Source organism: Roseibium sp. MMSF_3412 (assembly GCF_030733265.1).
Taxonomy (GTDB): Bacteria; Pseudomonadota; Alphaproteobacteria; order Rhizobiales; family Stappiaceae; genus Roseibium.
The window spans coordinates 81,655-101,277 of record NZ_JASHJI010000019.1 but is presented as its reverse complement, the minus strand read 5'-3'; the positions used below and the strand labels follow the sequence as shown (position 1 = coordinate 101,277).

Annotated in this window: 19 protein-coding genes; 14 read left to right on the top strand and 5 right to left on the bottom strand. The window is 62.0% G+C overall.

Features of this window, described 5'->3' with window-relative positions:
- Window positions 1–30 precede the first annotated feature (30 nt).
- The 6 genes from RBB49_RS24615 to RBB49_RS24590 are packed head-to-tail and all read left to right on the top strand — an operon-like array spanning window position 31 to window position 7,188.
- Window positions 31–597 carry a nuclear transport factor 2 family protein gene (locus RBB49_RS24615; RefSeq protein WP_306145562.1) on the top strand — a complete coding sequence of 189 codons (567 nt, stop codon included), beginning with the start codon at window positions 31–33 and terminating at the stop codon, window positions 595–597.
- Window positions 594–2,288 carry a hydantoinase B/oxoprolinase family protein gene (locus RBB49_RS24610; protein WP_306145561.1) on the top strand — a complete coding sequence of 565 codons (1,695 nt, stop codon included), beginning with the start codon at window positions 594–596 and terminating at the stop codon, window positions 2,286–2,288. The genes RBB49_RS24615 and RBB49_RS24610 overlap by 4 nt, the downstream gene beginning before the upstream one ends.
- Window positions 2,285–4,348 (top strand): hydantoinase/oxoprolinase family protein, encoded by a 2,064-nt coding sequence (locus tag RBB49_RS24605; protein ID WP_306145560.1) that lies wholly within the window; start codon window positions 2,285–2,287, stop codon window positions 4,346–4,348. Before RBB49_RS24610 ends, RBB49_RS24605 begins: the two co-directional genes overlap by 4 nt.
- Window positions 4,345–4,965: a cysteine hydrolase family protein gene (locus RBB49_RS24600; RefSeq protein WP_306145559.1), complete on the top strand. Its 621-nt coding sequence runs from the start codon at window positions 4,345–4,347 to the stop codon at window positions 4,963–4,965. Before RBB49_RS24605 ends, RBB49_RS24600 begins: the two co-directional genes overlap by 4 nt.
- Window positions 4,962–5,828 carry an oxaloacetate decarboxylase gene (locus RBB49_RS24595; RefSeq protein ID WP_306145558.1) on the top strand — a complete coding sequence of 289 codons (867 nt, stop codon included), beginning with the start codon at window positions 4,962–4,964 and terminating at the stop codon, window positions 5,826–5,828. The genes RBB49_RS24600 and RBB49_RS24595 overlap by 4 nt, the downstream gene beginning before the upstream one ends.
- Window positions 5,809–7,188: an FAD-dependent oxidoreductase gene (locus RBB49_RS24590; RefSeq protein ID WP_306145557.1), complete on the top strand. Its 1,380-nt coding sequence runs from the start codon at window positions 5,809–5,811 to the stop codon at window positions 7,186–7,188. Before RBB49_RS24595 ends, RBB49_RS24590 begins: the two co-directional genes overlap by 20 nt.
- 34 nt (window positions 7,189–7,222) lie before the next feature.
- Here the strand turns inward: RBB49_RS24590 and RBB49_RS24585 are convergent, their stop codons facing one another.
- The gene (locus RBB49_RS24585; protein ID WP_306145556.1) at window positions 7,223–8,689 is read right to left on the bottom strand and encodes an aldo/keto reductase; all 1,467 of its coding nucleotides are present in this window, start codon (window positions 8,687–8,689) and stop codon (window positions 7,223–7,225) included.
- A 9-nt stretch (window positions 8,690–8,698) separates the two neighbouring features.
- Window positions 8,699–9,349 carry a GntR family transcriptional regulator gene (locus RBB49_RS24580; protein WP_306145555.1) on the bottom strand — a complete coding sequence of 217 codons (651 nt, stop codon included), beginning with the start codon at window positions 9,347–9,349 and terminating at the stop codon, window positions 8,699–8,701.
- Window positions 9,350–9,495: 146 nt separating this feature from the next.
- Here RBB49_RS24580 and RBB49_RS24575 point away from each other — a divergent pair, with 146 nt between their 5' ends.
- From RBB49_RS24575 to RBB49_RS24545, 7 genes are read left to right on the top strand one after another with little or no spacing between them, the layout of a single operon-like run.
- Window positions 9,496–9,873, top strand: coding sequence for a TIGR04076 family protein (locus tag RBB49_RS24575; protein ID WP_306145595.1), 378 nt, complete (start codon window positions 9,496–9,498; stop codon window positions 9,871–9,873).
- The gene (locus RBB49_RS24570; protein ID WP_306145554.1) at window positions 9,870–10,952 is read left to right on the top strand and encodes an aldo/keto reductase; all 1,083 of its coding nucleotides are present in this window, start codon (window positions 9,870–9,872) and stop codon (window positions 10,950–10,952) included. The genes RBB49_RS24575 and RBB49_RS24570 overlap by 4 nt, the downstream gene beginning before the upstream one ends.
- Window positions 10,945–11,718: an ABC transporter ATP-binding protein gene (locus RBB49_RS24565; RefSeq protein WP_306145553.1), complete on the top strand. Its 774-nt coding sequence runs from the start codon at window positions 10,945–10,947 to the stop codon at window positions 11,716–11,718. The genes RBB49_RS24570 and RBB49_RS24565 overlap by 8 nt, the downstream gene beginning before the upstream one ends.
- Window positions 11,711–12,439: an ABC transporter ATP-binding protein gene (locus RBB49_RS24560; protein ID WP_306145552.1), complete on the top strand. Its 729-nt coding sequence runs from the start codon at window positions 11,711–11,713 to the stop codon at window positions 12,437–12,439. Before RBB49_RS24565 ends, RBB49_RS24560 begins: the two co-directional genes overlap by 8 nt.
- Window positions 12,436–13,350 carry a branched-chain amino acid ABC transporter permease gene (locus RBB49_RS24555; protein WP_306145551.1) on the top strand — a complete coding sequence of 305 codons (915 nt, stop codon included), beginning with the start codon at window positions 12,436–12,438 and terminating at the stop codon, window positions 13,348–13,350. Before RBB49_RS24560 ends, RBB49_RS24555 begins: the two co-directional genes overlap by 4 nt.
- Window positions 13,347–14,324, top strand: coding sequence for a branched-chain amino acid ABC transporter permease (locus RBB49_RS24550; RefSeq protein ID WP_306145550.1), 978 nt, complete (start codon window positions 13,347–13,349; stop codon window positions 14,322–14,324). The genes RBB49_RS24555 and RBB49_RS24550 overlap by 4 nt, the downstream gene beginning before the upstream one ends.
- The gene (locus tag RBB49_RS24545; RefSeq protein ID WP_306145549.1) at window positions 14,321–15,577 is read left to right on the top strand and encodes an ABC transporter substrate-binding protein; all 1,257 of its coding nucleotides are present in this window, start codon (window positions 14,321–14,323) and stop codon (window positions 15,575–15,577) included. The genes RBB49_RS24550 and RBB49_RS24545 overlap by 4 nt, the downstream gene beginning before the upstream one ends.
- A gap of 51 nt (window positions 15,578–15,628) precedes the next feature.
- On the opposite strand, the gene RBB49_RS24540 is transcribed toward RBB49_RS24545, so the two are convergent.
- From RBB49_RS24540 to RBB49_RS24530, 3 genes are all read right to left on the bottom strand, one after another.
- Window positions 15,629–16,522, bottom strand: coding sequence for an MBL fold metallo-hydrolase (locus RBB49_RS24540; protein WP_306145548.1), 894 nt, complete (start codon window positions 16,520–16,522; stop codon window positions 15,629–15,631).
- A gap of 154 nt (window positions 16,523–16,676) precedes the next feature.
- Window positions 16,677–17,339: an aspartate/glutamate racemase family protein gene (locus RBB49_RS24535; RefSeq protein ID WP_306145547.1), complete on the bottom strand. Its 663-nt coding sequence runs from the start codon at window positions 17,337–17,339 to the stop codon at window positions 16,677–16,679.
- A gap of 65 nt (window positions 17,340–17,404) precedes the next feature.
- Window positions 17,405–18,418: an NAD(P)-dependent oxidoreductase gene (locus RBB49_RS24530; protein WP_306145546.1), complete on the bottom strand. Its 1,014-nt coding sequence runs from the start codon at window positions 18,416–18,418 to the stop codon at window positions 17,405–17,407.
- A gap of 74 nt (window positions 18,419–18,492) precedes the next feature.
- Here RBB49_RS24530 and RBB49_RS24525 point away from each other — a divergent pair, with 74 nt between their 5' ends.
- Window positions 18,493–19,557 (top strand): LacI family DNA-binding transcriptional regulator, encoded by a 1,065-nt coding sequence (locus tag RBB49_RS24525; RefSeq protein WP_306145545.1) that lies wholly within the window; start codon window positions 18,493–18,495, stop codon window positions 19,555–19,557.
- Window positions 19,558–19,623 lie beyond the last annotated feature (66 nt).

The following is a 19,623-nucleotide window of genomic DNA, read 5'->3' as shown; positions in this document are numbered from 1 at the left end:
AAAAAATACAAATATCGGGAGGAAGGCGGAGTGCCGATTGTTGAACTGCATCTCTTGAAAGGCTACGGGGCCGAAGAGAAACGCCGCCTGCACGAGGCGTTGACGGATGCTGTCCGCCTCGTCGTGCCCGCCGGGCCGGATGCCATCACGGTCATGGTCCATGAGATGGAAAGCGAAAACTATTCCCGTGGCGGAAAGCAGAGAAGCGGAGCGGCTGCCCTGCCTGATCCCGTCGATATCGTCCGCCGGTTCCTGGCTGCCATGGAAGCCCGCGAAGTCGACAGGGCGGAATCGATGCTGGCTGCCGGATTCTCGATGCGCTTCCCGGGTACGAAACCGATGAACACCCTGGCGGAGCTGCTGGACTGGGCCAGGCCGCGCTATCGCTTCATCCGCAAGACCTATGACGGCTTTGACGCCATGCAGGGACCGGACAGGGCGGCGATCGTGTATTGCCGGGGCACCCTGTCCGGAGAGTGGCCGGACGGGACGCCTTTCGATGGTATTCGTTTCATCGACCGGTTTGAAATCGAGGCGGGCAGGATCACGCGGCAGGACGTGTGGAACGACATTGCAGAGGTTAGGGCGCAAGCATGAGCGAGATCGATGCCATTACACTCTCGGTCCTGTCCGGCCGCATGGAGCAGATTGCCGACGAGATGGACGCAACACTGTTCCGGGCTGCCTTCAACCCGATCATTGCCGAGGCCCACGACGCAAGCCACGGGCTCTATAGCGCGGCGACCGGCGACACGCTGGTTCAGGGCAAATCCGGATTGCCGATTTTCGTCGGTGTGATGTCCTTTGCGGTCAAGGCCGTCATTGAAAAGGCCGCCGCCGACGGTGACCTGCAGGACGGTGACATCTTCATCTTCAACGACGCCCATATCGGCGGCACCCATCTCTCCGACATGCGCCTTGTCCGGCCCTATTTTCGCGATGGAGAACTGTTCTGCTATCTCGCATCCGTCGGCCACTGGCATGATGTCGGCGGTGCGGTTCCGGGCAACTACAATCCGGCTGCGACAGAAGTTTTCCAGGAAGCATTCGTCCTGCCGCCGGTGCGTCTTGCCCGGGCCGGCGAGATCAACCAGGACATCATCGACATCCTGCTCAGGAACACGCGGCTGCCGCAATCGGCAATGGGGGATCTCAACGGCCAGCTCGGTGCCCTGGATCTCGGTATCAGGCGCATGGACGAGTTGCTCGACGAGTACGGGGCCGGAACGGTTTCCGCAGCACTTGATGCTCTGGGTCACCGGGCCGAGGCGCTGATGCGTTCAGAGCTGCAGGAGCTGCCGGACGGCCGCTGGGAGGCGGAAGACTTTCTCGACAATGACGGCATCACCGACGAACCCCTTGCGATACGTGTCGCACTTGAAATCAAAGGCGACCGCATGACGCTTGATTTTGAAGGTTCCGCGCCGCAATGCGCCGGACCGGTGAACATTGCCTTGCCGACGACCGTTGCGACGGCCTATGTCGCGATCAAGCACATCTTCCCGGCGCTGCCTGCAAATGCCGGCGTGATGCGCCCGATAGAGGTGAAAGTTCCGGAAGGGTCATTGCTGTCGGCAGAATTTCCAAGTCCGACGGGCGGTTACACGGAAACCATCCTGCGCATGATCGACGTGATTTTCTCCGCCTTCGCAAAGGCGGCACCGGACCGGGTTGTCGCCAACGCCTACGGCACGATCAATGCCCTGTCGATCGCGGGCAAACGGAGCAATGGCAAGCCGTGGGTCATGTTCAGCTTCTATGGCGGCGGTCATGGCGGTTCACCGGAAAGCGACGGGCTCAATCACGGCAACGCACCGATTTCCACGGCGACGATCCCGCCGATGGAAATCCTGGAGGCTGCCTATCCGGTGATGTTCCGCACATGGGCCCTGCGTCCGGACAGCGCCGGTGCAGGGCAGCACCGTGGCGGGTTGGGCGCGATCTATGAAATCGAGGTTCTGGAAGAAAACGGCGCGGAAGCGTTTCTTTTCGGAGAACGTGGCAGGTTCGCACCCAAGGGGATCGCGGACGGCGGCGACGGTGCCATGAACCGGTTCACCTTTGAACAGGACGATGGCTGGGAAACACCGCCGCTCGCCTCGAAGATGCGCGGCATCAGGCTGCGCCAGGGACAGGCTGTCCGCCTGGAGACACCGGGTGGTGGTGGCTATGGCCGGGCCGAAGACCGTGCGCCGGCGGACGTCGCCCGTGATGTTGCACGGGGCATGATGGACGCAGGCAGCGCCGACCGTCTCTATGGCACGGCCTGGCGGGAGGCATCCCAATGAGCGCGCGCATGATCGGGGTCGATGTCGGCGGCACCTTCACGGACGTATTCGTTCTGAACGAAGAGGACGGAACCGCGGAAGTCGCCAAGGTTCCGACGACCCGGCCGGACCAGTCCGGCGGTTTCCTCGACGGGATTTCGCAGCGGGTATCCGATCTGTCGGAGATCTCCGTCGTGATCCACGGAACCACGGCCGGAACCAACGCCTTGCTGGAACGCAAGGGCGCGAAAACCGGTGTCATCTGCACGCAGGGACTGCGCGACGTTCTGGAAATGCGCCGCCGGGACAGGCCGCGCACCTGGGGTCTTCGCGGCGATTTCGAGCCGGTTGTCGACCGGCGGGACAGACTTGAAGTTCCCGAAAGAACCCTCGCGGACGGATCGATCCGAACACCGGTCGATCTGGATGCCGTACGCAGCGCCGCGCAACAGCTGCGCGCTCAAGGCTGCGAAGCAGTGGCGATCCTTTTTGCCAATGCCTATGCCAATTCCGCCAACGAAACCGCCGCGGTGAAGGCCGTGCGCGAGATCTGGCCGAACCCGCATGTATCGGCCTCGTCCGAGATCCTGCCCGAAATCCGTGAATTCGAACGCTTTTCGACAACAGCGCTCAATGCCTATCTGCAGCCGGAAGTGTCCGGCTATCTGCACCGGCTTGAAAACGCTTTGAAATCCGATGGTTTCGATGGCGAATTCATGATTGTCCAGTCCAATGGCGGTGTCATGGCGGTCGACACGGCCTGCCGCCTCCCGGTGCGCACGGCGCTGTCGGGTCCGGCCGCGGGCGTGATCGCCGCCGGTTACATTGCCTCTTCCGCCGGTTTTCAGAACGTCATCACGGGCGATATGGGGGGCACCAGTTTCGACGTATCGCTGATCTCGGACGGTCATTCTGCACTGTCGCCGCAGACGTCGATCGATTTCGGAATGGTGGTGCGTACGCCGATGATCGAGATCACGACGATCGGCGCGGGGGGCGGTTCGATCGCCTGGGTCGACAAGGGCGGGTTGCTCAACATCGGTCCGGAAAGCGCCGGGTCGGATCCCGGTCCGGTCGCCTACGGTCTTGGCAATACCCGTCCGACTGTCACCGATGCCAATGTTGTTCTCGGCCGGATCGATCCGGATAATCCGATTGGCGGAAAGCTGACCCGGTTGGATGTCGAGGCGGCAGCTGCGGCCATCGACACGCATGTCGGACACCCGCTGTCACTGGACACGGTTCAGGCGGCCGAGGCGATCCTCAGGGTCGCCAATTCCAGGATGGCCGGCGCCATCCGCCTCGTGAGCATTGAACGCGGCTTCGATCCGAAACACTTCGCCTTCATGCCGTTCGGCGGCGGCGGCGCCCTGCATGCCGGCGCCATGCTGCGTGAAGTCGGCATCGCGCGCGCCATTGTTCCGCGCTATCCGGGCGTAACCTCGGCCATGGGCTGCGTCATCGCCGACATGCGTCAGGATTTCGTGCAGACGATCAATGCGCTGGTGGACACGCTGGACGAGTCTGCGCTGGGAGCATTCATGCAGACGCATGCCGATCAGGGCATGTCGCTGCTGGATGCCGCCCGGACGCGATTTGACGCGCGTAAACTGACATTCGAACTCGACATGGCCTATGTCGGCCAGACCCACACCGTGTCGGTCCCGCTGAGTGTTTCATCGCAGAACGGCACAGTGACGCCGCCGACGCGCACAGAAATCGAAGCGGCATTCGATGCAGCCTATCAGGCAACGTTCGGCCGGCTTCTCAAGGGCGGTGTCAGGCGGATCCTGAACCTGCGCAGTTCGGTGACCGGCCTGCGTCCGAAGTTTGATCTCAGGGCGCTTGCGCCGGTGGAAACCGGTACGCCTGACCCCAAGGCGCTGCGCAAGGTGCATTTCGGCGATGAATGGCACGAGACGCGGATTTTTGACCGGCTGGCGCTTCCGGTCGGAACCGTCATCAAGGGCCCGGCCATCCTGGAACAGCCGGATACGACCGTGCTTGTGGAGCCGGAACTGCAGGCACGGGTCGACGCCTTCGGCAATACCATTATCGAGCCTTCGGAGGGCCTTTCATGAGTGAACCGAGCCAATGGGATCTGTCCAGAACGGCCCTTCTGACCATTGATCTGCAAAATGACTTCATCCATCCGGAGGGCGCCTATGGCCGCGCCGGTCAGCGGGCGGAGAGCATCGCGGCTTTGCCGGCCCGCATCAGGCCGCTTGCCGACGCCCTGAGACAGCACGGGGGACACTATATCTCCGCCCAGTTCACGCTGGTGCCGGATGCCAATGGCGAGCCGTTGATCGCACCGCACCTGAAGAAGCTGAGACCATTTCTGGGCAAGGGTGACTTCGCGCCGGGCAGCTTCGGCAACACGCTGGTCGACGCGCTCTTTCCGGCGGATTTCGTCGTCGAGAAAGTCGCCTATTCCGCTTTCTACCAGACCCGGCTGGAATACATCATGCGTGCTGCCGGTATCGACAATCTCATCGTCGGCGGCATCGTCACCAATGGCGGTGTCGCATCCACTTTGCGGGATGCGCATTTGCGGAACATCGACACGGTTCTTCTCACTGATGGAAGCGCGGCCTTTGACAGCACGGTGCATGAGGCAACGCTTCTGTCGCTCGGAACGGTGACCGCTCAGATGACATGTGCTGATGCGTTAGACTGGTTGGAGAAAACCTCATGAGCCTGAAGACCCGTCTCCAACAGAACAGGATCCTTGTTGCACCCGGCGTCTATGATGGCCTGACGGCGGCAATCGCGGCCTCGGCAGGTTTCGAGGCGCTTTATCTCAGCGGGGCTGCAGTCGCCTATACGCGTCTCGGACGGCCCGACATCGGGCTGACCTCCGTGACGGAGATGACGGAAACCATGGGCCTGATCGCGGACCGGACCGACCTGCCCGTCATCATCGATGCGGATACCGGTTTCGGTAACGCGCTCAACGCGCAGCGCACCATGGGGCTTTACGAGCGTGCGGGTGCATCGGCGCTCCAGGTCGAGGACCAGACCTATCCGAAGCGCTGCGGACACCTGTCGGACAAGTCGCTTATTCCCGCAGCCGAGATGGCCGGCAAGGTGAAGGCGATGGCGGATGCCCGCCGGTCGCCGGAAACACTGATCATCGCGCGCACCGATGCAATCGCCGTGGAGGGTTTTTCCGCGGCAATCGACCGGGCGGAAACCTACCTTGAAGCCGGTGCCGATGTTCTGTTTGTCGAAGCACCGCAATCCCGCGACCAACTCGCCGGCATCGCGCAGCATTTTGAAGGCAGGGTTCCGCTTCTTGCCAACATGGTGGAGGGCGGAGCGACACCGATAACCGGGGCGGACGATCTTGAAGAGCAGGGCTACTCCATCGTGATTTTCCCCGGTGGGATCGTGCGCGCCATCGCACGCACGGCGGGCGAATATTACCAGAGCCTGCGCGAGAACGGCAGCAACAGGCCGTTTGCCGGCAGGATGTATGATTTCGACGGCCTCAACGGAGTGATCGGAACAGCGGATATGCTGGCAAAAGGGGCCGCTTATGACCGCGACGAAAGTTGAGGTCGCGCCGCCGCCGGGGACATTTGATCTGGATTGCGAGACCCTGATCATCGGAGCAGGTGCCGCCGGGCTGGTCGCGGCGCTTGCCGCCCATGAAGCCGGGCAATCCGTCCTGGTGATCGAGGCTGATCCGGTGCCCAGGGGATCGACCGCTCTTTCCGCCGGCCTGATTCCGGCTGCCGGAACGAAGGCACAGGCACAAGCCGGGATCGCGGACGACCCGGTCCTGTTTGCCGCCGACATACAGGCGAAGGCCGCCAACGAGAACGAACAGGTCCTCGTTGATCGGCTGGCGGTCAACGCCGCTTCTGTAATCGACTGGCTGACCGACACCCACGGATTGCCGTTTTCGGTGATCACCAATTTTGACTACCCCGGACACAGCCGGAGGCGCATGCACGGCCTGCCGACGCGCTCGGGCGCTGAACTGATCGACACGCTTCGCGCGACCTGCGAACGGAACGGGATCGATATCGTCTGCGAAAGGCGGGCGATGCGCCTCTTTTTCCGCGGCAACCGCACGGACGGTGTCGAGGTGATAGGCCCTGACGGTGGGACTGAAACCATCGGCTGCCGGAAGCTGATCCTGGCCTGCAACGGTTTTGGCGGCAATCGGGCGCTCGTGACGAAGCATCTGCCCGAAATCGGCAACGGGCTCTGGTTCGGTCACGACGGCAATCGCGGCGAGGCGGTCTTGTGGGGAGGAGAGATCGGTGCGGATCTGGTTCATCTCGGTTCCTATCAGGGGCACGGAAACGTCGCTCATCCGCATGGAATTCTCATTAGCTGGGCGGTCATCACAGAAGGCGGTGTACAGGTGAACCGGGCCGGGGTCCGGTTCTGGAACGAGGCACAGGGTTATTCTGAAGCCGCGCGGGCGGTTCTGTCGCAGCCCGGCGGCGAAGCCTTCGCGGTTTTCGACAGCCGCATTGCGGACGTGGCGCGCCAGTTCGAGGACTTCAAACAGGCGGAGGCCGCCGGGGCGATCAGGACGAGCGCGACGCTTGAGGGTCTCGCCTCGGAACTGGGTCTTCCCGCCGATGCGTTTGTTGAGACGATCAGCGGTCTGCCGCAAGGTGGCTCGGATGCATTCGGCCGGACGTTCGGTGCAGGCAAGCTCGAAGCGCCCTATTGCGGTGTGCGGGTTACCGGAGCACTGTTTCACACCCAGGGCGGTCTTCGCACCGGTGATCAGGCGCGTGTGATGCGCACGGACGGAACGGCTTTTTCCAATCTGTACGCCTGCGGCGGCGCCGCGTGCGGCGTGTCGGGCACATCCGACAGCGGCTACCTGTCGGGCAACGGCCTCTTGAGCGCGCTCGTTCTGGGGCGTTTGGCGGGGGCTGCACCAATTGTATGAGCATCAAAAAAGCCGCGCATAACCGCGTAGACATTCAGCCGTCCGCCAGAAGCGCCTCGGCCTCGATTTCCACCTTGTGATCGCCGATCAGTCCAGCGACAACAACGAGTGTGTTTGCCGGCTTGATCTCGGAGAAGATGCGTCCGTGCGCTCTCGAAATGTCGAGCACATCCGCCTCGTCGACAATATAGATCCGCGTTCGCACCACATCGTTTGCGCTGGCACCCAATGCAGTCAGGGCTGCCAGGATCTTGTCGAGAATATAGGTCGTCTGGGCACCGGCATCCCCCGGTGCAACGGCCCTTGCGGCCCCGGCAACGGCGGTCGTTCCGGAAACGAGGATCCTGTTGCCGGTTTTCTGGGCGCGGCAATAGCCGGCGATTTCTTCCCAGTCGGACCCGGTCAGCACCTTGGTCGCATCCGGGCGATGCGGTGCTGCAATCGCGTTGTGGGCGAGCGGCATTTCGGCAAGATGGTGGCTGAGGTCACCCGATGCGGTCAGGAACGGGGGCTTGCGGTATTCGTCCCCGCAATCTCCAGGTACATCGTCGGTTCCGGCGAAGGCGTCTTCGAGCCGCGCACGGTCTTCCTGATCCAGCGCGAAGGAGAAGAGCTTCCGATTGTCGGCGATATGCTCTGCTTCCCCGATACGGGCGCCGACTATGATCCCGGCGACAGCGTCCTGTTCCAGCACCCAGCGCGTCGCCACATTCGCAATCGAGACGCCGTGCTTTCCGGCAATCTCGCTTGCGGCGCTCAGGATGCCCTGAAAGCCTGACCAGCCGCCGGCAGCGTCGATGAAGCGCTTGTATTTCATCTTCGACCAGTCGGAGATGTCTTCGGGTTCAGGTTTTCCAAGCCACCGGTCCGACAGAAAACCGCCGCACAGCGTGCCGTAACCAAGCAGGCGGACACCCCGCTCAGCGCAGAGCTGCGACAGCGGACCGCGCGCACGGCGGTCGATCATGGAAAAGGACACCTGGTTGGTGACCAGCGGAATACCGTCCGACAGGGCCAGCCGCAGGTGCGCGGCGTCGAAGTTGGTAACGCCGAGGGCCTTGATCAGTCCTTCATGCTGCAGCCGCGTCATTTCGTGCAGGGCATCCAGCCAGGCGGGATGCTCGAAGCTCCACCAGTGGAATTGCAGCAGGTCGATGCAGTCCGTGCCGAGACGGTCGAGCCGCTCCTGCACGCCCCGGCGTACGACATCCGCGGTCATGGGGCCGGGTTCGGGGCACCATTTGGTGAAGATCTGCGGGCGCTCGCCCGCGCCGTGTCTTGCCAGCAGGCGGCCGGAGATAATCTCGGCGCTGCCGTAGTGATCGGCCATGTCGAAGGTGGAAAAGCCGGCGGAAAAATAGGCGTCGAGGTCGTCCGCGGCCTTTTCCGGATCGAGGGTAGCCCCGTCTTTTTCCATGTCGGCGACCTGCCAGAGACCGGTCAGGATGCGGCTGATCTCCAGTCCGTCTGCAAGTGTCTGGCGTGGCGGCACGGTGGTCATGCGGGTCCTTCAGCTTTCCGGCAAAAGCAGTTTGAAACTGCGCTCGATGTCCAGCGCGAGCGCCCCTTGCGCGCCCTTGCGGTCGGATTGTCTCAGGGCCGCGATGATCTCTTCGTGATGAATATGCTCCGGAATTTCATTCGCGGCCCGTTCCTGGACCACCAGGTTCAGGAATGCGCCGTATTGAAGCCAGAGCGCTTCGACAAGCGGCAGGATCACGCGTGAGCGCGCATACCCATAGAGCGTGAAGTGAAAGTCGTAATTCTGCTTGAGATCCGGCATGCCGCTGTCTGTGCGCGGCGCGGAAATGATGGCCTCCAGCGTGTCGATGCCATCGGCATCGAGGTGATCCATGGCTTCTTCGAGCAACAGCGCCTCAAGAGCAAGACGTGCTGATTTCAGCTCACGCATCCGTTCCGGATCGAATGGCGGCACCTCGAGCGTCCGGCTTGGCGTATCGACCAGGGCGCCCTCGGCAACAAGGCGTCTGACCGCTTCCCGTACCGGCGTCATGGACGTGCCCAGCTGGTCCGCGAGCGTTCTCAGGCTGACCGTCTCCCCTGGCGCAAAGGCACCGCGCGTGAAAGCCTCGCGCAGGGCGTCATAGGCGCTCTCGCGCAGTTTCGACTGGTCTATCCTTGCGATCTTCGGCGCACTCATCTCCGCCCCACGGACCCGTGCCGGGTTTCTTTCCTTGACAACCTCATTTTGTGACATGGTATAAAATATCACAGATCACACGCAAGGCACCAAGCCTAAAAAAGTTGGGAGCGGTGGCTGGCGAGGGGAACGCATATCTGGATGAAATGATGTCCGAGCGCGAAGACGGATTCTGGCTTTATGACCTGAAGGTCGAAACGGTTCTCGATGGCCGGACACCGGTCTGCCGCCACATTGAAGGCGAGAGTTTTTCCGTCGAGGGTGAAGCGCTTGTGTTTGACAAGTGCCAGCGCGTTTCCATGTACGCGCTTGCCGCGGTTCTGCCGCTCCTGCCGGCAAAGCAGCGCGATACGCATCCCAATGACTGGATGTCGACCGATGCCGAAGTCGCCTGCGCCGACCCGCATTGCGGTGGACGCTTTCGCATAACGCGCACCGGAAAACGCTGGTTCTCACACTCCGAAACGTCAGGACTGCCGGAGAGCCGCAGCACGCCATATTGGCAGAAGGAAGAGACCGAATGAGCGTGGAAAGGGCAGCGCTGCGTCCGGGCTACGACATATCCCGCGTCATCAAGGGAGGCTGGCAGCTCGCCGGCGATCATGGTCCGGTTGAACGGCAGGCGGCCATTGCCGATATGGAAGCCTTCGTGGACGACGGCATCACGGCATTCGATTGCGCAGACATCTACACCGGTGTCGAGGACATGATCGGAGCGTTCATTTCGGATTTGCGCAAGCGCCGAGGGTCTGAAGTTGCCGAAAGGGTGCAGATCCACACGAAACTTGTTCCCGACCTTGAACGTCTGGGAACGCTTGCCGATGCGGATGTCGAAGCGATTGTCGACCGGTCCCTGAAAAGGCTCGGGATCGAACGTCTGCATCTGGTTCAGTTCTATTGGTGGGACACGTCCATCGGCAGCCCCGTCCGCGCGATGGAGGTTCTGAAACGCTGCCAGGAAAAAGGCAAGATCGCGCATCTCGGCGTAACCAACTGGGACGTCGCCGAGACGGCTCCCTTTCTGGATGGCGGCATCGATCTCGTATCGACCCAGGTGCAGTATTCACTGCTCGACCGGCGACCGGCGAAAACGCTCGTGCCCTGGTCGGCGGCAAACAATATCAGTCTTCTGTGTTACGGCACCCTGGCAGGCGGGTTCCTGACGGACACCTGGCTCGGGCGGCCCGACCCGGGTTTCACGTTTGAAAACAGGTCCCTGGTGAAGTACCGGCTGATCATAGACGAATGCGGTCCGTGGTCGTCGTTTCAGACGCTTCTGCAACTCCTCAAGGAGATCGGCGACAGGCACGGCGTCTCGCTCAGTTCTGTCGCGACCCGCTGGGTTCTGCAGCAGCCGCAGGTCGCGGCCGCGATCGTCGGCGCGCGCTACGCGCGGCATTTGCCGAAAACACTGGAGGTTTTCCGCTTCAGGCTTGATGAGCAGGATCTCGCGCGCATCTCGGATTGGCTCGACGCCGCACCGGGTCCGGCCGGACCGGTCTTCGCGCTGGAGCGCGACAGAACCGGTCGTCACGGGCGGATCATGAAATACAACCTGAACACACGGCCGGATGACGCCGTGCTGGCGGCGTCCAATGGATGACGCGATCCTAAAGCTCAGCGGCGTTAGCCGGTCCTTTGGAGACTTCACGGCGGTCGATGATGTCACGCTGGAGATCCGGGCAGGCTCGATCACCGGACTGATCGGCCCGAACGGCGCCGGCAAATCGACCCTTTTCAACGTGATAGCTGGCGAATTGGCTCCGTCGTCCGGGTCCGTCAGCCTGTCCGGTACGGACGTGTCCCGGCTTCCGCCGGATCAGCGCTTTGCACTGGGCCTCGGCCGGACCTTCCAGATCCCCCGTCCCTTCGCCCGCATGAGTGTCCTGGAAAACGTCATGCTTGCACCGCTGCAGCAAACGGGAGAAACGCTGCTGGGGGCCGTGTTCAGCAAGGCGCGCATTCGCGAACAGGAGGAAGCCATCCGCAGCCGCGCACTCGAGGTGCTCGACTTTCTGACGTTGCGGCCTGTCTCGGATCAACCCGCCGGCAAGATCTCGGGAGGTCAGATGAAGCTGCTCGAACTCGCACGCGTTCTCATGGGCGATCCGAGGCTGATCCTGCTCGACGAACCCGCGGCCGGGGTGAATCCCGCCTTGACCGAAGTGCTCATCGAAAAGATCGAAGAGTTGAACCGGGGCGGCAAGACCTTTCTCATCATCGAACACGACATGGACTTCGTGATGCGCCACTGCGATCCGGTGATTGCGCTCGCCGAGGGCAAGGTCGTGTTCCAGGGAACATCGGCTGAAGCGCAGTCCAATCCGGTTCTGCTGGATGCATATCTGGGGGCGCCGGTCGATGCCTGAGGCCTTGCTGAGGATCGAGTCGCTGACGGCCGGATACCGGCCGGATCTTCCAATCCTGCGCAGCGTGTCGCTGGAGGCCAAAGCAGGAGAATTGACGGCGATCATCGGTCCGAACGGGGCCGGAAAGTCCACCCTCATCAAGGCCGTTGCCGGTCTCCTTTCGATCACCGAGGGCCGTGTCCTGCTCGAGGATACGGACATCACCGTACTGGCGCCGGATCGCCTGTCGCTGGCCGGGATCGCCTATGTTCCACAGAACGATAACGTGTTCCGCACGCTCACGATCCAGCAGAATCTCGATCTGGTTCTGAAATCGCATCGCGATCCCGCAAAGCGTGTCCAGGCACTTTTCGAGCGCTTTCCGGTGCTTGCCGAAAAGCGGCGCGACAAGGCCGGATCGCTCTCCGGCGGCCAGCGCCAGTTCTTGGCGGTTGCGCTCGCACTTGCGGTCGAACCTCGGCTGATCCTGATGGATGAACCATCCGCCGGCCTTTCCCCAAAGGCCGCCGAAGAGGTACTTGATCACGTGAAGCAACTGACCCGGCAGGGTGTTTCCGTGCTCCTTGTCGAGCAGAATGTAAAGCAGGCGCTCAGACGCGCCGACCATTGCTACGTTCTGGCCGAAGGCCGGAACCAGATCGACGGCCCGGCACGGGATCTGCTGGACGATCCGGCGCTCGGCCGGATCTATCTCGGCGGCGAACGGAAGGGGGCGGCATGATCCAGCATCTTGTCGACGGCATTCTCGTCGGTTCCTTCCTGTCGCTCGGTGCCATCGGGCTGACGATGGTGATGCACATCCTGCGTTTCGCAAATTTCTCGCACGCGGAACTTCTGTCCATCGGCGCCTATTGCGCGCTTGTGTTTGACAGGCTGTTCGAAAGCCTGCTGCCCGTGCTGGCGGAAAAGATCGGCCCCCTGTCGATGACGGGCGCGCTCTTGGTCTCGATCCTCATCTCCATGGTGGTGACGGGCCTGTCCGCGGTTCTGATCGACAAGCTGGTCTTTCGCAGGGTTCGCCAAAAGGGCGGCGAACTGTCGATGGTGTTCGCCTCCTTCGGAATGTCGCTTGTCATCCGCAATGTCATCGGGCTTGTCTTCGGTCTCTCCAGCGAGCTTTACTCCCGCGACATTGCGTTTGCCATGGTGCTGTCCCGCGACCCGCTGTTGCTGGTAAAGCCCGACCAGGTCTTTGTTCTGATCGCCGCACTGGTGATCATGTTCGCGCTTTACCTTCTGTTCTCGCGCACGACCATCGGGTTTGCGCTCAGGGCCATCGCCGAGAACCCGAGCCTTGCCCAGGTGCACGGCGTGAACCTGAAGAAAATGATCGCGCTTGTCTGGATCATGGGCGGTGCACTGGGTGCGATCGCCGGCGTCTTTTACGGTCTCAGCTACCAGATCACGCCCGTCATGGGCCGGGACCTCGTGCTGCCGATATTCGCGGCGACGATTGTCGGCGGGATCGGCAGCGTCTATGGCGCGGTGCTGGGCGGGTTCATCGTCGGCGTCGCCTCAAATATTGCGCTGGTGGTTCTGCCGTCCGGCTACAGCCCGTCGGTGCCCTTCCTGATGATCCTTCTTATACTCCTCATCCGGCCGAACGGTCTCTTCGGGGAGGCACGGGCATGATCGGCGTCATCTCCTATCTGGTGTTTTTCACCACGGTCGCCGCCATTCTGGGCATCGCCGTGCTCGGCCTGAACCTGCAATGGGGCAATACCGGTCTCTTCAATGGCGGTGTCGTCGCGTCCTTCGGGGCCGGCGCCTACGGCACGCTCATCCTGGGCGGCGCACCACAGGAAAGTCAGCTGGGCGGGTTCGAGCTGTTCTATCCGCTGGCACTTCTGGGGGGCATGGCCGCCGCCGGAATTCTGGCCTGGGCGGTGGGCAGGCTCACCTTGCGGCTGCGCCACGACTATCTGGCGATCGCCACATTCGGCGTAGCAGTCGCCTTTGAAAACGTGATGCGCAACGCGACCACCATCACCGGGGGCGCGCAGGGAATTCGTGGCTTCGAACGGCCGTTCAGACAGATGCTCGGGGACGGCTTCACCTATAATCTGGTCTTCCTGATCGCGGTTCTCGTCATTTTGTGCGCGGTCTACATTTTCCTCGAACGGTTGACCGTCTCCCCGTTCGGCCGTTTGCTGCGCGCGATCCGGGAAGATGAAACCGCGGCAAGATCCCTGGGCAAGTCGCCCGACAGGGTCCGGTTGATTTCCTTCGTGACCGGTTCGGTTATCATTGGCCTGGCCGGTGGCCTCTATGGCACATTTTATGCGTTTGTCAGCCCGCAGGACGTTCTGCCCATCCTAACGTTCCAGATCTGGGCCATGCTGATCGTCGGCGGCGCCGGAAATGCGAAGGGAGCGCTTGCCGGCGCTTTCCTGATCTGGGGAGCCTGGACCTTTTCCGGCTGGGCGCTCTCCCGCTTCGCGCCTGTCGAAGCACAACTCTACACCGGGTCGATCCAGTTCGTGCTGATTGGCATGGTGATTGTCGGCATGCTGCTCTGGAGGCCTCAGGGCCTGTTCCCCGAGCGGCTGATTGTTTCCCAACCCGGCCGGAGCCGGGAGAAAACACAAGCAGAGGGGTTCACATGAGAACGTTACTTACGATTGCGGCCTTCGCGGCCGGAGTGTCGGCTCTGGGTACCGGAGCGCACGCACAGGACTGCACGACCAAGATCGGCGCGACCTTGCCGACATCGGTCGACTGGGGCCGGCCGATTGCCGAAGTGGCACAGTTCGCCGTCGACCAGGTCAACGAAGCCGGCGGTGCTGCGGGATGTCAGATCGAAATGGTTCTGCGCGACACCCAGGTCGATCCCAAGGTCGGTGTCGATGCCGCCAAGGCATTGGTCGATCTGGAAGGCGTCAACGTCCTTCTCGGTGCGGTTTCCTCGGGTGTTTCGATGCCTATCCTGACCTCCGTCACTGTCCCGGGCGGCGTCATGCAAATGTCCTGCTGTTCCTCTTCGACGGCGTTTACCAAGCTCTCCGAGGAAGGCAAGACCAACGGTCTCTGGTTCAGGACCTTCGCAACGACGGCGGTGCAGTCCGCGATGGCTGCGAAAGTGGCCGCCGACAAGGGCTACAAGAAGATCGCCGTTCTCTACAAGAACGACGACTGGGGCCAGGACATGGCGCGCCTGATCGCGGCCGACTTTGCCGCTGCGGGCATCGAGGTGACGTCGTCTGTCGCCATCAATGACGCACAGCCCTCCTACCGTGCCGAGGTGACCGAGGCAATCGGCGGTCAGCCCGAAGCGCTCTATCTTGCGCTTTACCCGAATGAAGGCACCTCTGCGGTTCGCGAGTGGCTGTCCCTCGGCGGAACCCAGGACATGATCCTGGCGAATTCGCTCAAGTCCGACGAGTTCCGGGACAATGTCGGCCTGCAATATCTCGGCAACGCGCTCGGCACCGACACTGCTTCGCCGCGTGTCGCCAGTGCGGACGCTTTCAAGGCGGCCTATGTCGAGAAATTCGGTTCCGAGCCGAACGGACCCGGTCTTGCCAACAGCTTTGACGCTGCAATGCTGGCCCTCCTGGCCATGGAAGCGGCAGGCAAGGATGCGTCCGGTGCCGACATCGCGGCTGCAGTTGCAAAGGTGACAGACCCGAACGGTACGCCGATCACGGCGGATGTTGCCGGCTTCACAGCCGCCAAGGAAACGCTCGCCGGGGGCGGTACGGTCAAGTATCAGGGCGCGACAGGTGATGTGCGTTTCGATGCGAACGGCGACGTCTCTGCACCCGCCGTTGTCTGGAAATTCACCGACAGCGGCACCGAGGAAGTCGAATATCTCTCCCTCGGTGATGTCGATGCGTTCATCGCGTCGTTGAAGAAGTAACCAGACCCAATGCCGGTACCCGCCGCGACAAGCGGCGGGTATCGAACATCTTTACAGCTCGTTCACAGGCACTTTCAGGAAGGTCTTTCCGCTGTCATCGGCAGGTGGCAGCTTGCCGGCACGCATGTTGACCTGGATGGACGGAATGATGAGCTTGGGCATGGAGAGCTGGGCATCGCGTTCGGTGCGGAACTTCACGAACTCTTCCCGGGTCTTGCCGCCGCCGACATGGATGTTGTGTTCCTTTTCGTCGCCGACTGTGGTCTCCCACTGAATGTCCCGCCCGTTCGGGCCGTAGTCGTGGCACATGAACAGGCGCATGTCCTCCGGCAGGGCGAGCACCTTCTGGATCGAATCGTAAAGCATCGCCGCGTCGCCGCCGGGGAAATCCGCACGCGCCGACCCGCCGTCGGGCATGAACAGCGTGTCGCCGGCAAAGGCGGCGTTGCCCATCACGTGCACCATGCAGGCCGGCGTGTGGCCGGGTGTGGCCATGGCAAAGGCGGTCATCTCTCCGATCCGGTAGGTGTCGCCATCCTGAAACAGCCGGTCGAACTGGCTGCCGTCACGCTGGAATTCCGTGCCTTCATTGAAAACCTTGCCGAAGGTTTCCTGGATGACGGTGATCTGGTCGCCGATACCCAGTTTGCCGCCAAGTTTCTGCTGGATGTAGGGCGCTCCGGAGAGATGGTCGGCGTGGACATGTGTTTCGATCAGCCATTCGAGCTCAAGCCCGTTTTCCTCGATATAGGCGATGATCTCGTTTGCGTTGTCATAGGTGATGCGGCCGGCCGCGATATCGATATCCATGACGCTGTCGACGACGGCGCAGGCCTTTGAGGACGGATCCCTGACCACGTAGCTGATCGTGTTTGTCGCCGGATCGAAGAACGCCTTCACCTCCGGTACGACCGCCATGTCGACAGGATAATTGGACCTGATCATCTGTGTCTCCTCTGACAGGTGCCTGCCCCAACGATATCTTTAAAAATCGCCTATCCGCTGCTTCGATGCAACGGCTTTCGCCGGTCACCAGGCATCAATATCGTCACAGGAGAGCGTGAATTTTCAACGCCGCTGTTGCCTGCATCGGGCCCTTTCAAATGAACCGCGCGATGTCTTCTGCGTGTATGCCGGCGCAATCGATCACCGGAAACGCCGTCTCCTTGGCTGTGAAAACCGCGTTCAGATCGGTGCCTCCTAGCAGCACGGCTTCCGCACCCCGTTCGACAAGCGCGCGCCCGGTGCGAACGAAGACGTCTTTCAGGTCCCGGCTCGGCACATCCGACTGCACCAGCGCCACATAGGCCTCGTGGACCTGTTTCAGGTCATCGCCCGCGGGGGCCAGGACGTCAACGGGCGCAAGTTTTCCGTACATGCCGGAACGCATGACGGTTTCGGTTCCCAGGATTCCCACACGGGTCATTCCCTTGTCCCGTAACCAGACCGCAAGGCTTGTGGTGAGATCGAGGATCGGCAACGGCGATATCTCCGCAAACGCGTCGATGCAGAAGTGTCCCGCAATGGAGGTGACCGCAACTTTTTCGGCACCGGCGGCCTTCAGGCGCTCCGTCAGGCGCAGATAGATCTCACACTGCGCAGCACCGTTATCCGCCGTGAGATTGGCAAGCAGGGTTGGTGCGTCGGCATGCGCGATGGTCAGGTCCAGGTCGCGGCGCTTCTCTGCGGCCAGGCTGATCAGCCGGCGGTAATAGAAGTCGGTGGCGGCCGAGCCGATGCCGCCGATCAAGCCTATGTGCAAGAGATGCCTCTCGATCTGATTGTGTCCGGTTGCAGAACCTTATCGAAGCGCGTCACAATCGCAAGTCAGGTTGTTTCGATCGGTTTGCTTCGCAGCCGTCCGACGGTTTCCGGCTCCGCGCGCCGGCAGGCAACGGGTGGAAGGCCCTTGGCGATCTGGCTCATATCTTCCAGAACAAGCGCGCCGATCTGCTGGAGGGCGGAGGTCAGGGCACCCGCGCGATGGGCTGAGAACAGAATGCCCGGAACCTTCCGGATCGGATCGTCGGCTGCGACCGGTTCCTCCGGGAACACGTCCGTCGCGATGCGCAGACGGCCCTGGGCTGCCTCGTTTGCGAGTGCGTCGAAATCTGCAATTGCCGCCCGGCTCAGGAGAACCAGCATCGCCTGGTCCTGCATCAATGACAGTTTTTCAGCATCCAGCAGATGCGCATTCTCGGTCGTGATGGAGGCGACAACGAACACCACGCGGCTTTGCCGCAAAAGGTCGTCCAGCGAGGAAGGTTCGACACCCAGGCGGCGCAGGTGATTGTCGGGCAGCCACGGATCGAACGCGGCAACCTTCGCCTGGAAAGGAGCAAGCAGCTTGTGAAGGGCACGCCCGAGATCTCCGAATCCGACGAAGCCGATCCTGCTGCCGGTCAGCAACTCGGCGTCCATGTTGCCTTCAAGTCCGTATTTTTCGTTTGCCGAGAGAAAGTCGCTGTGGCTGGAGTGAACACCCCGCGCCAGCGACAGCGCCATGCAGAGACCCATCTCGGCAACGGGCAGAGCAAACACCGAGGCCGGTGTCAGCACGTGCACCCCCCGCCGCAGGCAGGCGTCATAGTCCACATTCGGGAGGAAGTTCGTTTCGACATTGATCAGCGCCTTGAGCTTTGCCGCACGCTGCAGCCTGTCCGCTTCCATCGCCTGCTGACTGATGACGATGTCGGCCTCCGGCAGATGGCGCGCGTAGGCCGCCTCCCGCTCGGCAGGATCTATCTCGATCACGTCGAACTCGGAAAAGAACCTCTCCCGGTCGTCGGCACTGAAGATCTCCTCCGTCTGGCGCGGGTCGGGATCGTAAAGGACACGCATGTTTCGTTTCTCCCAAAAAACGATTTACAACATAAAACGTTTTTTCTAGCATTGGTGCAAGGAGGAGTTTGTCGATGCCCGACAAGGCTGCGCAAAAGCAGCGGGGGTCGAGGCCGTCCATCCGCGATGTTGCGCGGCGGGCGGGCGTTTCACCCGGTTGCGTTTCCAATGTGATCAACGGCCGCCGCAAGCTGGACGACCCGATCGGCCGTGCCGTGCTGCAGGCAGTGCGCGATCTCGGATACCGCCGCAACACCATGGCCTCCAACCTGCGCCGCAGTCAGAGCCGCATCATCGGCCTTGTCATTCCCGACTTCGAAAATCCGTTTTTCGCCGAACTGGTCGCAAAACTCGAGCATCGCGCAGAGGCCACGAACTACCGAATCGTTGCCACGTCAAGCCGCGAAGACGCGGATATCGAGGCGCGCGAGATCGACGAACTGGTGGGATGGCGCGTGGCGGGCGTCTTCGTGATCCCCTCGCTCTATTCCCGGGCAGCAGAACTCGTTGAAGCCAGTGAAACCCCTTTCGTCTTTCTGGATCGCATCCAGCAGAACGCGGCCACCGACGGTGTCGGTGTCGACAACGCCGCCGCCAGCGCGGCACTCATGCAAAAGCTGTTCGATGCCGGGCATCGCCGCATTGTCGTGGCCTATCTGGGAGACGGCATCGCCAATGTCGCCGAGCGGCTGGACGGGGTTCGTGCCGCCGTCAACGCTCATGCGGCAAAGGTCCTTGTCGACTACGTACCGACCGGGGACAGCATCGAAGGTGCACGCGCCGCACTGGCGGCCTATCTCGACGAGAACCCGCCTCCCGATGCCGTGTTCTGCCTGTTCAACACGGCAACGCTGGCCGCCTATGGCCTGTTGCAGGAGCGCGGACATGTCATCGGCAAGGATACGGCCCTGGCGGGCTTCGATGACAGCGCCTGGATGGCCCACGTTCACCCGCCGGTTGCCGCCATTGTGCAACCGACGGAGGAAATCGCCCGGGTCGCATGGGAGCGGCTCCTGGCAAGGATCGAGGGCGGCGATACGCCGTCTGAAACGATCCGCATAAATTGCCGGCTCGAGGCAAGGGAGTCGCTCGGTCCGCTGGCGGAGCCAGCGGGCGCAAGCAGCCGCACCGGTGCCTGAGTGCCGGTCCGAAAACTGAAGGTGACGAAGAAGCGCCGGTACAGCAGAGACGAAAAGTGGAGGAAA

Coding starts and splice junctions, on each gene's coding strand:
- RBB49_RS24610 (WP_306145561.1), top strand. CDS start 594: ATGAGCGAGATCGATGCCATTACACTCTCGGTCCTGTCCGGCCGCATG.
- RBB49_RS24605 (WP_306145560.1), top strand. CDS start 2,285: ATGAGCGCGCGCATGATCGGGGTCGATGTCGGCGGCACCTTCACGGAC.
- RBB49_RS24600 (WP_306145559.1), top strand. CDS start 4,345: ATGAGTGAACCGAGCCAATGGGATCTGTCCAGAACGGCCCTTCTGACC.
- RBB49_RS24595 (WP_306145558.1), top strand. CDS start 4,962: ATGAGCCTGAAGACCCGTCTCCAACAGAACAGGATCCTTGTTGCACCC.
- RBB49_RS24590 (WP_306145557.1), top strand. CDS start 5,809: ATGACCGCGACGAAAGTTGAGGTCGCGCCGCCGCCGGGGACATTTGAT.
- RBB49_RS24585 (WP_306145556.1), bottom strand. CDS start 8,689: ATGACCACCGTGCCGCCACGCCAGACACTTGCAGACGGACTGGAGATC.
- RBB49_RS24580 (WP_306145555.1), bottom strand. CDS start 9,349: ATGAGTGCGCCGAAGATCGCAAGGATAGACCAGTCGAAACTGCGCGAG.
- RBB49_RS24575 (WP_306145595.1), top strand. CDS start 9,496: ATGATGTCCGAGCGCGAAGACGGATTCTGGCTTTATGACCTGAAGGTC.
- RBB49_RS24570 (WP_306145554.1), top strand. CDS start 9,870: ATGAGCGTGGAAAGGGCAGCGCTGCGTCCGGGCTACGACATATCCCGC.
- RBB49_RS24565 (WP_306145553.1), top strand. CDS start 10,945: ATGGATGACGCGATCCTAAAGCTCAGCGGCGTTAGCCGGTCCTTTGGA.
- RBB49_RS24560 (WP_306145552.1), top strand. CDS start 11,711: ATGCCTGAGGCCTTGCTGAGGATCGAGTCGCTGACGGCCGGATACCGG.
- RBB49_RS24555 (WP_306145551.1), top strand. CDS start 12,436: ATGATCCAGCATCTTGTCGACGGCATTCTCGTCGGTTCCTTCCTGTCG.
- RBB49_RS24550 (WP_306145550.1), top strand. CDS start 13,347: ATGATCGGCGTCATCTCCTATCTGGTGTTTTTCACCACGGTCGCCGCC.
- RBB49_RS24545 (WP_306145549.1), top strand. CDS start 14,321: ATGAGAACGTTACTTACGATTGCGGCCTTCGCGGCCGGAGTGTCGGCT.
- RBB49_RS24540 (WP_306145548.1), bottom strand. CDS start 16,522: ATGATCAGGTCCAATTATCCTGTCGACATGGCGGTCGTACCGGAGGTG.
- RBB49_RS24530 (WP_306145546.1), bottom strand. CDS start 18,418: ATGCGTGTCCTTTACGATCCCGACCCGCGCCAGACGGAGGAGATCTTC.
- RBB49_RS24525 (WP_306145545.1), top strand. CDS start 18,493: ATGCCCGACAAGGCTGCGCAAAAGCAGCGGGGGTCGAGGCCGTCCATC.